The sequence below is a fragment of the Streptomyces sp. NPDC047072 genome (genome assembly GCF_040643855.1).
Taxonomy (GTDB): domain Bacteria; phylum Actinomycetota; class Actinomycetes; order Streptomycetales; family Streptomycetaceae; genus Streptomyces.
Map to the genome: position 1 here is coordinate 18,576 of NZ_JBEYVC010000050.1, position 19,166 is coordinate 37,741.

Sequence of the window (19,166 nt, forward strand, 5' to 3'; positions counted from 1 at the left end):
CTTCTGAAAAAAGGGGGGCCGGTGTCAACACCGGCCCCCCTTTCCATGTGTTCAGCCGTCCATGCTCTCCGCGAGGCTGCGCGGCCGCATGTCGGTCCAGTGGGCCTCGACGTGCTCCAGGCAGGACTGCCGGGAGGCGGGCCCGTGGACCGTCCGCCAGCCGGCCGGCACGTCCACGAAGTCCGGCCACAGGCTGTGCTGGTTCTCGTCGTTGACGAGCACCAGGTAGACGCCCTCGGGGTCCTCGAACGGGTTGCTCATGCGGTTCCTTCCTCCGTGTGATCGCCGGCCGCCGCGACGATTCCCTCCAGCGCCCTGAACCAGCTCTCGGCCAGGCCCTGGACCGTCTCGCGCGACAACAGCCCTTCCAGATAAGCCCAGTGGGCACAGAGCACGGGTCCGTCGACCCGGTCCTCGGTCACCACGTTGATCTCCAGCGCGTGCCCCTGCCGCATCTCGTCGGCGGGCCCGATGTCGGCCACGTCCTCCTCGGGCGCGTACGACCAGTCGGTGTCCTCCGAAATCCCGAACCGCCCCAGGTAGTTGAACTCGACCTGGGCCTGTTCCCGGCCCGCCAGCACCTCGCGGGTACGGGGGTTGAGGTACCGCAGCAGGCCGTGACCGACCCCGTTCGCGGGCAGCGAGGACAGATGCTCCCGAACGCGCCGTATGGCGTTCCGGACCGCCCCGGCACCACCGGCGAAGACCTCGGCGGGGTCGACCGGCCCGGTGTCCAGCCGCACCGGGTAGATGCTGGTGAACCAGCCCACCGTGCGGGACAGATCCACCGCGTCCCCGCCCAACTCCTCCTCACGGCCGTGCCCTTCGAGATCGACCAGCACGGCGCCGCCCGAACTCCCGGCCTGTCGCCGCCAGTCGGCGAATGCCAGGGCGAGGGCCGCGAGCAGCACGTCGTCGACCCCGGCCCCGAAGGCCGCCGGCACGGTCGACAGCAGCGGCCCGGTCTGCTCGGCGGGCAGCCGCAGCACGACTTCCCGTCGGGTGGCGGTGGTGTCGCGCTCCGGGTCCGGCTCCCGCAGCAGGGGCAGCGGTTCGGTGGCCTGGTGGTCCCACAGGGGCAGTTCGGCCTCACGTGCCGGATCCCGCGCCAACTCGCCGAGCAGCCGCGACCAGGTGGCGAACGAGGTCTCCACCGGCGCGAGTTGTGCCGGTCGCCCGGCCGAGACGTGCTGCCAGGCCGCCGCCAGATCCGGCAGCAGCACCCGCCAGGACACCCCGTCCACCACCAGGTGGTGCGCCATCAGCAGCAGCCGCCCGGGCTCGGCGCCCGCGTCGAACCACACGGCCCGCACCATGGCGCCGGTGTCAGGGTCCAGCAACTGCCGTGCCGCATACGCGTGTTCTCGTACGGCGTCATTGAGCGCCTCGGCGTCCAGCCCCGCCACGTCCACGCGCTGGATCCACCCGGCCGCGTCCACGGTCCCGGCCGCCGGAACGTGCAGCGACCAGTCCTCGACGGCATCGAGGGACGGCCGTACGAGGGTCGCCCGCAGCAGGTCGTGCCGGTCCGCGAGCGCCTGGAGGACGGCGGTCAGGCCCGGCAGGTCCAGGGCGGCGGGCGTGCGGACGAGCGCCGACTGGTGGTAGGTGGAGAAGGGGCCGCCCAGTTCGCGCAGCCAGTGCATCACCGGCGTGAGCGGGATCGTGCCGGTGCCGTCGTCCTCGGGGCGCGGGGCCTGCGCGGGTGCGGACTCGGCGACCGCGGCCAGCGCGGCGACCGTGCGGTGCCGGAACACCAGCCGGGGGCTGATCCGGATCCCGGCCGCCCGGGCCCGGCCGACGAGCTGCATCGCGACGATGCTGTCCCCGCCGAGGACGAAGAAGTCGTCGTCCACACCGACCTGTTCGAGGTTCAGCACCTCGGCGAAGACCGTGCAGAGCAGCTCCTCCAGCGCGCCCGAGGGCGCCCGGCCGGAGGACAGGGCCGAGAAGTCGGGCGCGGGCAGCGCGGCCCGGTCCAGCTTGCCGTTGGCCAGCTCCGGGAAGCGGTCCAGGGCGACCACGGTCGCCGGGACCATGTGCTCCGGCAGCCGCGCCCCGACGTGCGCCCGCAGCTCGCCCGGGTCCGGCACGGCACCCGGCGCGGGGACCACGTAGGCCACGAGCAGCTTGCGCGGCCCGTCCTGACGCACCGTCACCAGTGCCTGTCCGACCGCCGGGTGACCGGCGAGCACGGACTCGATCTCGGCCGGCTCGATACGGAAGCCACGGATCTTCACCTGGTCGTCGGCCCGGCCCAGGTAGTCGACGCGCCCGTCGGCCGTCCAGCGGGCCAAGTCGCCGGTGCGGTACAGCCGTTCGCCGGGTCCGCCGAACGGATCGGCGACGAACCGCTCGGCCGTCAGCCCGGGAGCGCCCAGGTAGCCCCGGGCGAGCCCGCCGCCCGCCAGATACAACTCACCCGTCACGCCCGGGGGCACCGGCTGGAGCCCCGCGTCCAGGACGTACGCCCGCGTCCCGGCCACCGGCCGTCCCACGAGCGGGCGTTCGCTGTCGCGGACCCGGCCCACCAGGGCGTCGACGGTCGACTCGGTCGGCCCGTACAGGTTGAACGCCTCGGTGCCGTCGAGCCCGGCCAGCCGCTGCCACAGGGCCACCGGCACCGCCTCGCCACCCACGCCGACGACCGCCAGCGGGCAGCCGTCGCCGAACAGATCGGCCATCTGCGCGAAGAACGACGGCGTGACCTCCAGGAAGTCGAAGCCGTGCCGGACCACGGCCGCCGCGAGCAACTCCGGGTCCCTGCGCACCTCTTCGGACACGATGTGCACGCAGTGCCCGTCGAGCAGCCACAACTGCGGCTGCCAGGAGGCGTCGAAGAAGAACGACCAGGCGTGCCCCGCCCGCAGATGCCGCCGTCCGGCCGCCTCGATCGCCGGCCGGTAGAGCGTCTCGCGGTGGCTGTGGAAGAGGTTGCCCAGGGTCTCGTGGGTGATGACCACGCCCTTGGGGCGGCCGGTGGAGCCGGAGGTGTAGATGACGTAGGCGGGGTGGCGGGGGCTGAGATCGGCCGTGACCTCGGACGCGTCCATGTCCACGAGCCGCTCGACGACATCCGGATCGTCCAGGACGAGCGTCTCGGCGTCCGGGGGCAGGGCCGCTTTGAGCGCTCCTGTCGTGAGCGTCAACACCGGGCGGGCGTCGGAGAGGACGTCCGCCGTGCGCTCCACGGGAGTGTCGGGGTCGAGCGGCAGATAAGCGGCCCCCGCCTTGTGCACCGCGAGCACGGCCACGAGGAACTGCGCGGTCCGCGGCAGCGCCAGCGCGACGAACCGCTCAGGCCCGGCGCCGAGTTCGACCAGGAGACGGGCCAGCCGGTTGGTCTCCGCGTCCAGTTCCGCGAAGGTCAGCTCGACGCCCTCAGAGGCCACGGCGGGCAACTCCGGGTGCCTGCGCACCTGTTCCGCGAAGAGCGCGGGCACGGTGGTCGGCGCGCCGAGGACCGGACGGCTCTGCCAGCCGTCGGTCAGCATCCGCCGTTCGTCCTCGTCGAGGATGTCGACCCGCCCGATGGACAGCCCGGGGTCGGCGACGACGGCGCGGAGCACCCGCCGCAGCCGGTCCGCGAAGGACTGCGCGGTCGCGTGGTCGAAGAGGTCGGCACTGTACTCCAGCGCCCCGTCGATCCCGCTTCCGTCCGCCCGCTCCGCGAAGTCGAAGGAGAGGTCGAACTTGGCCGTCGTACCGGCCACTTCGTCCCGCTCGGCCCGCAAGCCGGGCAGCAGTTCGCCCTGCTCTCCACCGGCCGCCAGGTACACCACCATCACCTGGAACAGCGGATGCCGGGCGAGCGAGCGGGCAGGGTTCACCGCCTCCACGAGCCGCTCGAACGGCACGTCCTGATGGTCGAAGGCCGCGAGGTCGGTCTCCCGCACCCGGGCCAGCAGCTGGGCGAAGGTCGGATCGCCGGAGGTGTCGGTGCGCAGCACCAGGGTGTTGAGGAAGAACCCGACCAGATCCTCCAGCGCCGCGTCGGTGCGTCCGGAGATCGGGCTGCCGATCGGAATGTCGTGCCCCGCGCCCAGCCTGCTCAGCAGACTCGCCACGGCGGCCTGGAGCACCATGAAGACACTGACTCCGTGCTCCCGGGCCAACCGGTGGACCTGTGCGCTGAGTTCGGTGTCGAGCGCCAGGTCGGCGGAGCCGCCCCGATAGGTCGACTCCAGCGGCCGCGGCCGGTCGACGGGCAGTGCCAGCTCCTCGGGCAGCCCGGCCAACGCCTGCTTCCAGTAGGCGAGTTGCTCCGCGCCGACCTCCGACAGCAGCCGCTCCTGCCAGAGCGTGTAGTCGGCGTACTGCACCGGCAGCGGCTCCCACTCGGGCGCCTCGCCCGCCCTCCGGGCCGCGTAGGCGAGCGCCAGATCCCGGTGCAGCGGGGCCTCCGACCACTCGTCCCCGGCGATGTGGTGCAGGAGCAGGAGCAGCGTCCAGTCCCGCTCGCCGGTGCGGAACACGTGGACGCGCAACGGAGGTTCGCGGTCCAGCTCGAAGCCGTACGCCCCGGCCCGGGCGAGCCACTCGGGGAGGCCGGCCGGATCGACGTCCTCCACCAGGAAGGGCACCTCGGCCGGGAGGACGAGCTGGTAGGGCCGTCCCTCCTCGTCGGGGAAGACCGTCCTGAGCGTCTCGTGCCGGCCGGCCAGATCCCGCACGGCCGCCCGGAGCGCCTCGATGTCCAGGTCCCCGGTGAGCCGCCAGGCGGAGGGGATGTTGTACGTCGGGTTCGGGCCCTCCACCCGGTACAGCACCCACAGCCGCCGCTGGGCGGAGGAGAGCGGGAGCCGCTCGGGGCGGGCGGCCGGGGTGAGCGCGGGACGGGCGCCGCCGGTGGCGCTCGCGGTCAGACGCTGGCCGAGCAGAGACACCGTCGGCGCGTCGAACACCGTGCGCAGCGAGACCTCCGCCCCGAAGGCCGCCCTTACGGCGGACACCAGCCGCATCGCGGCCAGCGAGTGACCGCCGAGGGCGAAGAAGTCGTCGTCGACGCCGATCCGGTCCGCGCCCAGCACCTCCGCGAACAGCCCGCGCAGGATCTCCTCCCGCGGATCGCGCCCCCGCCCGCCCGCGCCGCCACCTGCCGTGAGGTAGACGGCGGGCAGGGCACGGCGGTCGAGCTTGCCGTTGGCGGTGAGGGGCAGGGCGTCCAGCGGGACGAAGGCGGCAGGGACCATGGCTGCGGGCAGCGCGTCGGCCGTGTACCGGCGCAGTGTCTCCGGGGCGCAAGCCGCTCCCTTGGCCGGGACGACGTACGCCACGAGCACCTGCCCGTGTGGCACCACGACGGCCTGGCCGACCGAGCCGTGCCGGGCGAGTACGGCCTCGATCTCGCCGGGCTCGACCCGCACCCCGCGGATCTTGACCTGGTGATCGGTCCGGCCGAGGTAGTCCAGCGTGCCGTCGGCCCGCCACCGGGCCAGGTCGCCCGTACGGTACATCCGGGCGCCGGGTCCGCCGTACGGGTCCGCGACGAACCGCTCGGCGCTCAGGCCGGGGCGGTCGAGGTAGCCGCGCGCCAACTGCACGCCTGACAGGTACAGTTCGCCCGGCACACCGGGCGGGACGGGCCGGAGCGCAGAGTCCAACACGTACGTGCGGGTGTTCCAGACGGGACGCCCGATCGTCACCTCCCCGGCACCCGGCACCACTTCACCGGCCGTGACATCGACCGCCGCCTCGGTCGGCCCGTACAGGTTGTGCAACTCGACGCCGGGCAGCACCCGGCGGAACCGCTCCGCCACCGCGACCGGCAGCGCCTCGCCGCTGCACATCACCCGCCGCAGCCCGGTGCACCGCGTGGCAGCCGGTTCCGCGAGGAACACCTGGAGCATGGATGGCACGAAGTGCGCGGTGGTGACGCCCTGTTCGCGGATCAGGTCGGCGAGATAGGCCGGGTCGCGATGCCCGTCCGGCCGGGCGACCACCAGGGCGGCCCCGGTGATCAGGGGCCAGAAGAACTCCCACACGGAGACGTCGAACCCGGACGGCGTCTTCTGCACCACCCGGTCCTCGGCTGTCAGCCCGTAGGCGTGCTGCATCCACAGCAGCCGGTTGGCGATGCCCTCGTGCGGCACGACCACGCCCTTGGGGCGGCCTGTCGACCCCGAGGTGTAGATGACATAGGCCGGGCTCAACGGGTCGTAGGACGACGGCAGTTCGCCCTCCGGCCCCTCCGGCAGGCCCTCCTCGATCACGCACACCGGCCGGGCCTCCGCCAGCATGAGTGCCCGCCGCTCCGGCGGCTGGTCGGCGTCCACCGGCAGATAGGCGCCACCGGCCCGGTGTACGGCCAGCAGCGCGACGACGAGGTCCAGTGATCGAGGCAGCGCCACGGCCACCGTGCGCTCCGGACCCACCCCCATCCCGGCCAGCACCCTCGCCGTCCGCTCGACGCGTTCGTCCAACTCGGCGTAGGTGAGCCGCTGTTCGCCGAATACCAGGGCGAGGGCGTCCGGAGTGCGTGCGGCCTGTGAGCGGAACAGCTCCGGCAGAGTGGTCGCAGGAACCTCGTGTGCGGTGTCGTTCCAACCGGCGAGAGCCTGCCGCTCGGTCTCCTCCAGCACCTCCACATCCCGTACGGGGCTGGAAGGTTCGCTGGCCACCTGCTCCAGCAGGCGCACCAGCCGCCCGGCCATCCGCTCGGCGGTCGTGTCGTCGTACAGGTCGAGCGCGTACTCCAGGATCAGCGAGAGCCGGTCCGAGTCGTCCACGAAGGTGAAGTGGAGGTCGAACTTGGCCTCACCGGTGTCCATCTCGAACCACTCGGTCGGCAGGCCGAGCACGTCCGGGTCGCCGTCGGGCCGGTAGTGGTAGCCGAGCATCACCTGGAAGAGCGGGTTGCGGCCCGCCGCCCGGGGCGGGTTGACCGCCTCGACGACCCGGTCGAAGGGCAGGTCCTGGTGCTCGAAGGCGGCCAGCGCCGACTCCCGGACGCGGCCGAGGAGTTCACGGAAGGAGACGGAGTCGTCGGACAGGTCGGTCCGCAGGACGAGCGTGTTGACGAAGAACCCGACCAGGTCGTCCAGTGCGTCGTCGGTCCGGCCCGCGATGGGGGAGCCCAGCGGGATGTCGTCCCCGGCGCCGAGTCGGTGCAGCAGGGCCGCGGTCGCCGCCTGGAACAGCATGAACATGCTGGTGCCGGTGGCCCCGGACAGCTCCCGCAGGGCCCGCCCGGTGTCGGCGGACAGCTCGACGCGGACCTTGCCGCCGCGCCCGGTGGGTACTTCCGGGCGCGGGCGGTCGGCGGGGAGGGCGATCTCCTCGGGGAGATCGCGCAGCGCCTCGCTCCAGTACGCGGTCTGCTCCGCGCCGACCAGGCCGAGCAGCTCGTCCTGCCAGAGCGTGTAGTCGGCGTACTGCACCGGCAACGGCGTCCACTCGGGCACCCGGCCCGCGATACGGGCCTCGTACGCCCGGCCCAGGTCGGTGAGGAACGGCCGGTCCGACCACTCGTCGGTGGCGATGTGATGCAGGACGAGCGCGACTACCTGGTCCTCCGCGCCTCGTCGGAACACCGCGGCCCGGAGCGGCGGTTCGGTGCTCAGGTCGAACGGCCGCCGCTGAGCCTCGGAGATCAGCGCGGGCAGCTCCTCCTCGGAGCAGTCGACCACCCGGAACTCCGGCTCGGCCCCGCCGATCACCTGGTAGGGCTCGCCGTCCTCCTCCAGGAACCGTGTCCGCAGCGCCTCATGACGATCCGTCACATCTAGCAGCGCCACCCTCAACGCATCCAGGTCGAGCCGTCCCCGAAGCCTCACGACCAGCGGGAAGTTGTACGCCACCCCGCCGCCCGTGATCCGCTCCACCAGCCACAGCCGCCGCTGGGCCGCCGACAGCGGGATACGAGAGGGTCGTTCGGCGACCGGCACGGGCACCGGACGGGCGGGCCGCAGCCCCGTGTCCGCGCGCAGCGCCAGCGTCTCCGGAGTCGGTGCCTCGAACAGGTCCCGGATGGCCAACTCCGCGCCCAGCTCGGTGCGGGCCCGGCTGATCAGCCGGGTGGCCAGCAGTGAATGGCCGCCCAGGTCGAAGAAGTTGTCCTCTGCCCCGGTGCGCGGCAGCCCCAGCACCTCGGCGAAGAGCCGGCACAGCACCTCCTCGACGGGGGTGCTCGGCCCGCGTCCCTCGGACAGGGCCACCGCGGGCTCCGCGTCCGGCAGGGCACGTACATCCAGCTTGCCGTTGTCGTTCATCGGCAGGCCCGGCAGGACCACGAAGGCGGCCGGGACCATGTAGGCGGGGAGCCGTTGGGCCAGGTCGTCCCGAAGCCGCCGTACGAGAGCCCCGTTGCCGCGGGTCGCGGTGGGCGTGTTGGCGTAGGGGGCGGTGCCCCGGTCGGCTCGGGGGAGGTACAGGCCGGAGGTGCGCGCCGGCTGCTTGCGGGTGCGGACGAACACGGCGTCGAAGTAACCCGGTTCGTCCGACCAGGTCGTCAACACGCGGTGTTCCGCGCGGAGTTCGCGTAGCTCCTCCGGCTCCACGCCCTTCGGCTCCACGCCCTCCCGGACCGACCCGACAGCGCGCCCCGCGTCCATCGCCCGCGTCGCCGCGAGATCCTCCGCCGTACGGGCGTCCGGAATCCGGCGCACCCGCAGCATCTCGGCCCCCTCCAGGCGGGCCTGGAGCGCACTCCGCCCGGCCCACTCCGACACCGGGGCGTCCCGCAGATCGAGGGCGCCGGGACCGTCGTACAGGACGACGTCGTAGCGGTAGCGGGTCAGTTCGTTCTGGTGGCGGCCCTCCTTGGTGCGCAGGTCGACGCCCACCCCGAGGGTGCTGAACCAGTCGGGGTCGACGAGGAGTTCCTTCTCCAGGGCGAGGCCGCGGTCGACGGCCCTGCGCAGGTCCTGGGGTTCCGTGCGGGCGAGTTGGATGCCGGTCTGGAAGATCCGGGCCTGCCGCAGGTCCCGTACGTCGCCGAGGAACAGCGCGCCGCCGGGGGCGAGGAGCTCCATCGCCCCGCGGATCACCTTGCGCAGATGGTCCAGGCTCGGGAAGTACTGCACGACGGAGTTGATGACGATCGTGTCGAAGAATCCGTCGGGCAGTCCGTCGGTCACCTCGGCCGCCTGGCACCGGAGTTCGACCTTGCGGGCCAGCTCCGGATCGGCCTTCAGGTCCTCGCCCAGCTTGCGGATGACGGGTGCGGCGAAGTCGGTCGCCCAGTACGCCTCGACGTCCCGGGCGAGCCGGGACAGCAGCAGGCCGGAGCCGACGCCGATCTCCAACACGTGCTTCGGCCGCAGGGACTTGATGCGCCGGACGGTCGCCTCGCGCCACTCCCGCATGTGCTCCAGCGGGATCGGCGTGCCGTCGTAGGAGCTGTCCCAGCCCGCGAAGTCCTCGGCGAAGACGGCCGTGTCGATCTCGGTGTACTCGGCGGAGTAGATCTCCCGCCACTCGCCGATCTGCTCCGACTCGGCCTTGCGCAGGGCCTCTTCGTCGGGTTCGGCCGGGACGACATAGCCCACCAGCCGCTTGGTGCCGGGTGCGGAGGTGTCGTCACGGGCGATCACGGCGGCCCGGGATACCTCGGGGTGCTGGGCGAGCGCGGTCTCGATCTCGCCCAACTCCACCCGGTAGCCACGGATCTTGACCTGGTCGTCGGTGCGCCCCAGGAAGTCCAGGTTGCCGTCCGGGCCCCGCCGTACGAGGTCTCCCGTGCGGTACATGCGCTCGCCGGGCCGCCCGTACGGGTCGGCGACGAACCGCTCGGCGGTCAGCCCCGGCCGGTCCAAGTAGCCGCGGGCCAGGCCCACTCCGGCGATGTACAGCTCACCGGCCACCCCGTCCGGCACCGGTCGCAGCCAGGTGTCGAGGACGCGGGCGCGGGTGGCCCGGATCGGGCGGCCCACCGTCGGGGTGGCGCTGTCGAGGGTGCCGCCACCGAGGGTGTTGATCGTGTACTCGGTGGGCCCGTACAGGTTGTAGCCGTACGTCCCCTCCGTGTCCCGCAGCGTGTTCCACACCGTCTCCGTGACCGCCTCGCCGCCCAGCAGCACCAGCGGCGGCCGGTGCCCCTCCAACAGGCCCTCCTCGATGAGGAGATGGGCGTAGGTCGGGGTCACGTTCACCACGTCGACCCGGTGCTCCTCGCAGTACGCCACCAGCGCGGTCGCGTCCCGGCGCAACTCCTCGTCGCAGACGTGCACTTCATGTCCCTCGACGAGCCACAGCAGCTCCTCCCAGGACATGTCGAACGCGAACGACACGGTGTGCGCGATCCGCAGCCGCCGTCCGCCGGCCGAGGCGATCGCCGGGGCGAAGATCTCCTTCTGGTGGTTGAGCTGCATGTTCGTCAGGCCGATGTACGGCGTGACGACACCCTTGGGGCGGCCGGTGGAGCCGGAGGTGTAGATGACGTAGGCCGGGTGGTCGAGGCTGAAGGTCCGGGAGACGGGCTCGTCGGAGAGGCCGTCGAGTTCGGCGCGCGTCTCCGCCGAGTCGAGCAGGACGCGCGGGACCTCTCCGGTCAGCGTCCGGGACACCGCCTCCGTGGACAGCAGGAGCAGCGGCCGGGCGTCGGCCAGCATCAGCGAGAGCCGCTCCGCCGGGTGGTCCAGCTCCAGCGGCAGATACGCGGCGCCCGTCCGCAGGACGGCGAACAGCGCCACCACGGTGTCGATCGAGCGCGGCAGCCCGAGCGCGACCACTTGCTCCGGACCGGCCCCGCGCGCGATGAGCAGCCGGGCCATCCGGTTGCAGCGGGCGTCGAGTTCGGCGTACGTCACCGGCTGCTCGCCGAAGACGAGGGCCGTCGCGTCGGGGGTGCGGGCGGCCTGCGCGGTGAGCATGTCGGCGACCGTCTCGTGCGGGACATGCTGGCGCTGGGCCTCTTCCTCGCGCGCCAACACGACCGTCTCGGCCGGGAGTTGCGGGTCGAGCGAGCCGACGGGTGCGGACGGATCGGTGACCAACCGGTCCAGCAGGAGGGTGAAGCGGTCCAACAGGCTGTGCGCGTAAGGGGCGTCGAGGAGGTCCGGGCGGTAGGTGAGGGTGACCCTGACCTGCTCGCCGGGCGTGACCACCAGGTTCGCCGGATAGTGCGTGGCGTCCACGTTGGCCACGGCGGTCGCGCCGTGCCGCTCCCGCAGTTCGGCGAGCCGCTCGTCGGTGTCGGCGTTGCGCAGCACGAACAGCGTGTCGAAGAGCCGGCGGTGGCCCGACTCGGCCTGGAGGACGCCGAGGCCCAGATACTCGTACGGCATCACGGCGAGGCGCTCGCCCTGGATCCGGCGCAGCAGATCGAGGACGGGCTCGCGCGGGTCGAAGGCGATACGCGCGGGGACCGTGTTGAGGAACATCCCGATGACGTTCTCGACGTCCGGCACCTCGGTCGGCCGCCCGGCGACCGTCGTACCGAAGGCCACGTCGGTGCGGCCCGTGGCGGTGGCCAGGACCAGCCCCCAGGCCGCGTTGAGCACGGTGTTGAGGGTCAGGCCGTGGCCGCGCGCGGTCTCCCGCAGCCGCGCGGTCGCGTCCGGGGCGAGGACGGCGTCCAACTGCTCCGGGATCACCGGCTCCAGACCCCGGTCCGAGACCGTGGGCACCAGGAGCGTCGGCTCCTCGAAACCGGCGAGGGCGGACCGCCAGGCGGCCGTCGCCGCGCCGTCGTCCTGCCGCTCCAGCCAGGTCAGATAGTCGCGGTACGAGCCCGGCCGGGCCAGCCCCGCCGGGGCGCCGCCGCTCTCGTACAGCGCGAACAGCTGGTCCAGGAAGACCCAGGCCGACCAGCCGTCCCACAGGATCAGATGCCGGCCCACGATCAGCCGGTCGCCGCGCTCCTCGCCGAGCCGCACCAGCACCATCCGGAACAGCAGCGGGCGGGACAGGTCGAAGCGGCGGGCGCGCTCCTCGTCGAGCAACTCGCCCATGCGGTTGTCCTGTTCGGCCTGGGACAGCCCCGACAGGTCGACCTCCCGCAACGGCACACCGGCGTCCCGCACGATGAACTGGACCGGCTGCCGCTGTCCCTCGCTGGTGAACCCGGCGCGCAGGCTCGGGTTGCGGTCCAGCAGCGTCCGGGTCGCCGCCAACAGCCGCTCGGCGTCCACGCGTTCGGCGAAGTCGAAGGACTCGTGGACCGTGTAGACGTCCAGGGCGCTGTCGTCGTAGGTCGAGTGGAAGAACAGCCCTTCCTGGAGCGGGGCCAGCGGCCACACGTCCTCGATCCGGCCCGGGGCGAGCCGCTCGACGCGCTCCCGCTCCTCCTCGGTGAGCCTGAACTCGGGTGCCTGCGAGGGAGTTTCGGTGCCCTCGACGACCCCGGCCGCCCCAGCCAGCGCGGCCGGGGTGCGGTGCTCGAAGACGTCCCGGGGACCCAGCACCAGGCCCGCCCGATGAGCCCGGCTGGACACCGCGATCGAGCTGATGCTGTCGCCGCCCAACAGGAAGAAGTCGTCGTCGACACCTACGTCCGCGACCTTCAGTACGGCGGCGAAGATCTCGGTGAGCAGCTCCTCGCGCGGGCCAGCCGGTGCGCGGTGCACGGTCGCCCGTACGGCTCGCGGGGCGGGCAGCGCGGCCCGGTCCAGCTTGCCGCTCGGGGTGAGCGGCAGCTCGTCCAGGACGACCCAGGCGCCGGGGAGCATGGGGGAGGGCAGGTCCCGGGCCAACGCCTCGCGGAGGGCGTCGACTTGGAGATCCCGGCCGACGACGTAGGCGACGAGCATGTCGTCCTGTACCGTCACCGCGGCCTGCGTCACGCCGTCCAGGCGGCCCAACGCGTCCTCGACCTCGCCGAGTTCGACCCGGTTGCCGCGCAGCTTGACCTGGCGGTCGGTGCGGCCCAGGTACTCGATCACGCCGTCCGCGCGGCGGCGGACCAGGTCACCGGTGCGGTACATGCGGCTGCCGGGCGGGCCGTACGGGTCGGCCGTGAAGCGCTCGGCGGTCAGCGCGGGGCGCGCGTGGTAGCCGCGGGCCAGCTGGACGCCGGTGAGATACAGCTCGCCGGGGACGTCGTCGGGGACCGGGCGCAGGCAGGAGTCCAGGACCCGCAGACCGGTGTTCCAGACCGGGCGGCCGATCGGCACGGAGACTCGGTCGGACGTGCCGTCGTAGAGGTGGTGTGTGACGTCGACCGCGGCCTCCGTCGGGCCGTACAGGTTGTGCAGCGGCACCCCGGTCAGCGCGTGCCAGCGGCTCGCGGCGGCGGCCGGGAGCGCCTCGCCGCTGCTCAGCACCCGGCGCAGGGAGGCCGCCCAGCCCGGGTCGTCCGTCACCTGCGCCGAGCCCAGGAAGGCCTCCAGCATCGACGGCACGAAGTGCATCGTGGTGATGCGCTGCTCACGCACCAGCCCGGCCAGGTAGACGGGGTCGCGGTGGCCGTCCGGCCGGGCCAGCACCACGGCCGCGCCCTCCAGGAGCGGCCAGAAGAACTCCCACACCGACACGTCGAAGCTGGACGGCGTCTTCTGGAGCACCCGGTCGTCGGCCCGCAGCCCGTAGGCGCCCTGCATCCAGGCGAGCCGGTTGAGGATCGCCCGGTGGGTGACGACCACGCCCTTGGGGCGGCCCGTGGAACCGGAGGTGTAGATGAGGTAGGCGGGGTCGTCGGGGCGGGTGGGGATCGCGGGGGCGGGGGAGACCTCGTCGAGAGCGTCGAGCACGACTACGGGAGGAACGTTCCGCCCCGGCGGCGTGGCAGCAGGGTTTCGCCTGGCCGAAGGGTTCCGCCCCGGCAGCCGGTCCGCGCTCCCGGACACGGTGACCACCGCGGCCGCCCCGGAGTCGGCCAGCATGTGCGCCACCCGGTCCGCCGGATAGTCCAGGTCCACCGGCAGATAGGCGGCCCCCGACTTCAGCACGCCGAGCAGCGCGACCATCAGCTCCGCCGAGCGCGGGACGGCGACCGCGACGAACGTCCCCGGACGGGCACCGCGGCTCCGCAGCCGGGCGGCCAACGCCTCGGCGCGGGCGTCGAGTTCGCCGTACGTGAGGGTCTCGCCCTCGAAGACGACGGCCGTCGCCTCCGGCGTCCGGTCCACCTGTGCGGAGAACGCCTCGGCCAAGGTGCCGGTGGGCACGGGGTGTTCCTCGCCCGCCGGGTGGGCCCGCAGCGCCTCGTCGGCCGAGAGCAGCTCGATCCGGGCGGCCGCCTGGTCCGGGTTCTCGGCGAGCGCCTCCAGCACCCGGACGAGCCGCTCACCGAGCGTCCGCACGAAGTCGGCGTCGAGGCGTTCCGCGTGGTGCTTGAGCCGCAGGTCGAGACGGGCGCCCGGCTTGACGATCAGGGCCAGCGGATAGTGCACGGTGTCGTGGAAGGCGTCCCCGGTGATCCGCACCCGACCCGAGGCGTCCCGCAGGTCGCTCTCGGCGGGGTAGTTCTCGAACACGACGAGGGTGTCGAAGAGTTCACCCGCGCCCGCGTGCCCGGCCAGCCGCTGGATCTCCGCGAGCCCCAGGTGCTGGTGGTCCAGCAGACGGGCCTGCTCGTCCTGGAGCCGCCGCAGCAGCCGCCCGAGCGGCTCGCCCGGAGCCCAACGGAAGCGGGTGGGCAGGGTGTTGATGAAGAGGCCCACCATGTTCGTGATGCCGTCGACCTCGGTGTCCCGTCCCGAGACCGTGGTGCCGAACACCACGTCATGGCGGCCGGTGAGCCGTCCCAGCAGCAGTCCCCAGGCCGTCTGCACGACCGTGCCGAGTGTGACCCCGTGCTCCCTGGCCCGCTCGGTGAGCCGTGCGGTCGTCAGCTCGGACAGCTCGACCCGGACGTGCGCGGGCCGAACGGGGGCCCGCCCGGCGGGCGCCTCGACCAGTCGCGTGGGCTCGTCGAGTCCGGCCAGCGCCGAGCGCCAGACCTCCCGGGACGCCTCGTGGTCCCGCTCGGCGAGCGCGCGAAGGTGTTTTCGGTAGGGGGTGACCTCGTCCAGTGGGGGAGTGTCGGTGCCGTAGAACGCCAGCAGTTCGCGGTGCAGGACGGGCAAGGACCAGCCGTCCGCGATGATGTGATGGAACGTCAGAATGAGGCGGGAGCGGTGCTCGTCTTGTCGTACGAGAGCGCAGCGCAGTAGCGGAGGTTCCGCGAGGTCGAAGCCCGCGGCGCGTTCCTCTGCCGCGACCGCGTCGGGGTCCTGCGATTCCAGCTCGCGCCAAGGGAGTTCGACGCCCTGTGCGGTGATGATCTGCACCGGTGTGCCGTCCGGGCGCCGGCGGAACGCGGCCCGAAGTGGGGCGTGCCGGTCGAGGAGGTGCTGGGCGGCCTTGCGCAGGGTCGGGCCGTCGACGGGGCCGGCGAGGTCGAGGATCTGTTGGACGACGTAGAGGTCGGCTTCTGTGGACAGGGCGTGGAAGTAGAAGCCCTGCTGGAGCGGAGTCAGCGGTAGCAACTCCGCGATCTCCAGCGGCCGTAGACCTTGGATCTCGGCGACTTCGGAGGCGTCGGCCGCCACCAAGGGGCTGCTTTCGGCGCGGGTGTCGCTCGTCCGGTCCACGGCCGCCTTCGCGAGCGCCTCGGCCGTACGGTGGCGGAAGACGTCCCGGGCGGTGAGGCGAAGTCCCGCCCGGCGGGCGCCGATCAGCAGCTGGATCGCGGTGATGCTGTCGCCGCCGAGGGCGAGGAAGTCGTCCTCGGCCGTCACCGAGTCCAGGCCCAGCACTTCGGCGTACAGGGCGCACAGGAGCCGTTCACGGGCGGTGCGGGGCGGGCGTCCGGAGCTCATCGCCGCGTAGTCGGGGGCGGGCAGGGCCCGTGCGTCGATCTTGCCGCTCGGGGTGACGGGCAGGGCGTGCAGGGGGACGAACGCCGACGGGACCATGTAGTCGGGCAGCCACTCGGCCGCGTGCGCGCGCAGGGTCCGCATGAGGGCGGTGACATCGCGGAAGGGGGCGGGGCGGTTGGCGTGCGGGTAGCCGCCGGTGGTGCGGTTGGCGGGCCGGTACAGGCCGGGGAGCGGGCCGGTAAGGCCGCCAGGGTCGTCCACGCCGCCAGAGCCGTCAACGCCGTCGAGGGTCAGTACGGCGTCGAACGCCCCGTCGTCCGCGCTGCCGTTCCACGTCAGGGCCGCCCGGTAGCCGTGCCGCTCGGCCACCTCACGGACGTCCTCCGGATCCGCCCCCGCCGCCGTCTCGCCGCTGCTGCCCTCCAGGCGCCACAGGTCCGCCAGGTCGTCGGCGAGGCGGGCGTTGGGGATGCCGGTGATCCGTAGCCGGCACGGCCGCTCGTCCCCGGTGAGCAGCTCGGCGAGGTCGTCCGCCTCAGCCCAGCTGATCTCCCGCTCCTCGGGCACGACCGCGCGCGGTCCGGGCCGCAGCACGACGTCGTACCGGTACCGGCTCAGCTCGTTGTGACGCGCGGCCCGCTTGAGCCGGATCTCGGCGTCGAAGCCGTCGAGCGCCGCGAAGTAGTCCGGGTCCAGGAGGAGTTCACCCTCCCAGCGCACCGACTGCTCCACGGCCGCCCGCAGCGCGCTCTTGTCCTCGGTGGTGGCCCGCCGGGTCTCGACGGCCGCGCGCAGGGTGCGCAGCAGCCGCAGATTGCGGACGTCGCCCACGAGGATCCGCCCGCCCGGAGCGAGGAGTTCGGCCGCTCCGCGCAGGACGCCGGTGAGGTACCCGGCGCTCGGGAAGTACTGCGCCACGGAGTTGAGGACGACGGTGTCGAAGTACCCGGTGGGCAGCCCGTCCAGGTCGTGCGCGGGCTGGGCCCGCAACTCCACCTTGGCGGCCAGGTCGTCGCCCAACTGCCCACGCAGCGCCCGGATCGCCTCCTCCGACAGATCCGTGCCCCAGTAGGCCTCGCAGTCCGGCGCGATCCGGGACAGGATCAGCCCGCTGCCGACACCGATCTCCAACACCCTGCGGCTCGGCCGGAGTTCGCGGATCCGCGCGACCGTCGCCTCCCGCCACTCCCGCATCTCCTCGACGGGGATCGGGCGGCCGTCGTACATGCTGTTCCAGCCGGCGAAGTTCTCCCGAAAGCTCTCCGAACCGGCCGCGCTGTAGAGGAGTTCGTGGACCTGCTTCCACTCCTCCACCCGCACGTCGGGTCCGTCGAGGGCGGGGACGACGTAGGCGGCGAGGCGGCGGTCGCCGGGGCGGTCCTCGCGGGCGACGACAGTGACCTGGTCGACGGCCGGGTGGCCGCGCAGCACGGACTCGATCTCGCCCGGCTCGATCCGGAAGCCGCGGATCTTGATCTGGGCGTCGGCCCGGCCGAGGAACTCCAGGCGCCCGTCGGCCCGCCACCGCACCAGGTCGCCGGTGCGGTACAGCCGTTCGCCCGGCGCCCCGAACGGATCGGCGACGAACCGCTCGGCCGTCAGGTCCGGCCGCCCGAGATACCCGCGCGCCAGCCCCGCGCCCCCGAGATACAACTCGCCCGTGACACCGGCCGGTACGGGCCGCAGGAACCCGTCCAGCACATACGCCCGGGTCCCCGGGTCGGGCACCCCGATCGGCACGATCGACCCGGCCGGGATGTCCGGATCGCACAGCCCCAGCGTGGAGTTGGTGGTCGCCTCGGTCGGCCCGTACGCGTTGAACATCATCCGCCCGCGCGCGTACCGCCCCACCAGCTCGGGCGAGACCCGCTCGGTACCCGCCAACAGTGTGGCCGTCGGCGGCAGTTCGACGTCCTCCGGAAGCGCGGCGAGCAGCGCCGGCGGCAGGATCATGAACGTGATGCCGTGCGCGTTCGCGTAGTCCGCGAGCGCCGCCCCGGGCACCCGCAACTCCGCCGGTACGACGACCAGTCGGCCGCCCGAGAGCAGGCCCAGGCACAGATCCCAGAAGGCCACGTCGAAGCTGGGCGAGGCGAACTGGAGCACCCGGCTGTGCGGCCCGATCCCGAACCGCTCGCTCTGCGTGGCGACCAGCTTCGCCACCCCGCCGTGCGAGAGGACGACACCCTTGGGGCGGCCGGTGGACCCCGAGGTGTAGATCACATACGCGGCGTTCAGGACCGTCAGCGGGGCGCCGCGGTCGGCGTCGGTGGGGTCGTGCTCCGGACGGCCCGCCAACTCGGCTGCGACGGCAGGGGAGTCGAGGGCGAGGACCGGTGGCCCGGAGAGGTCCCGGGCGGTCTCCGCCGTGGTCACCAGACACACCGGGGCCGCGTCGCCGAGCATGTAGGCGATTCGGTCCGGCGGATAGTCGTGGTCAATCGGCAGATACGCGGCACCGGACTTGAGGACGGCCACCTCGGCGACGAACAGGTCGACCGAGCGGGGCAGGGCCAGCGCCACGATCCGCTCAGGACCGGCACCGCGCGCGATGAGCGCGTGCGCGAGCCGGTTGGCACGCGCGTCCAACTCGGCGTACGTGAGCCGCTCGTCCTCCAGCACGAGGGCGACCTCGTCGGGCCGCCGCCGCACCTGCTCGGCGAACATCGCGGGCCAGGTGGCGGCCGGGACCGCGTGCGCGGTGTCGTTCCAGCCGACGACGACCTGCTCGTACTCCTGCGGCCCCATCAGGGCGAGCCGGGCGACCGGCGTCTGCGGACGGGCCAACGCGTCGGTGAGCAGGGTGCGGTAGTGGACGAGGATGCGGCTGACCGTCGTAACGTCGAAGAGCCTCGAGTCGTACGACACCTGGGCCGATCCGTCGCCGACCTCAAGCAACAGGTCGACGGGGCCCGGGAGTTCACCGGCGGGCCGGTCGGTCGTGCCGAAGGCGGTGTTGAAGAACAGGCCGCCGCCGCGGGTCGGGCGCGGGTTCAGTTCCCCCAACAGCAGGTCCAGGGGTGCCCTGTTGGTCACGGCCTCCTCCCACGCCTGCGTCACGCGTCCGAGGAGTCCGGCGAAGGTCGGCTCGTGGTCGACGGAGACGCGCAAGGGGAGCCCGTCGTGGCCGACGGTGATGTCGACCGCCCCGCCGTAGCGGTGGAGCAGGGCGACGAAGGCGGCGAGGAGGACGGGAGCCGGGGCGGCCGGGACGTCCTGGACGGTCCGCGTCCCGCGCTCCTGGACCGGCTCCGGCGGGTACGGCCGGTCGGCGGGGAGCGCGATCTCCAGCGGCGGAGGCGTGAGCAACCGCCGCCAGTACGCCAGGACTTCCTCGGAACCGCACACGACAGCGTGCCTCCCCAGCTCGTGGCCCGGCGCTGAGCCGGGGTCGGCGTCATACTAAGGTAAGGGTTACCTAATTCACAGGGTGCGCACAGAGCGTGCCCAAAGGGGTGCGACGTCAATCGGGGAAGTCCTACAGTT

The 19,166-nt window shown here is 72.8% G+C and carries 2 protein-coding genes; both read right to left on the reverse strand.

The annotated features are described in order from the left end of the window. Positions 1–51: 51 nt before the first annotated feature. Complete coding sequence (locus ABZ896_RS22235) at positions 52–261, reverse strand: MbtH family protein (protein ID WP_360931634.1); 210 nt, start codon at positions 259–261, stop codon at positions 52–54. Continuing rightward, positions 258–19,028 carry an amino acid adenylation domain-containing protein gene (locus tag ABZ896_RS22240; RefSeq protein WP_360931637.1) on the reverse strand — a complete coding sequence of 6,257 codons (18,771 nt, stop codon included), beginning with the start codon at positions 19,026–19,028 and terminating at the stop codon, positions 258–260. Before ABZ896_RS22240 ends, ABZ896_RS22235 begins: the two co-directional genes overlap by 4 nt. Positions 19,029–19,166: the final 138 nt, after the last annotated feature.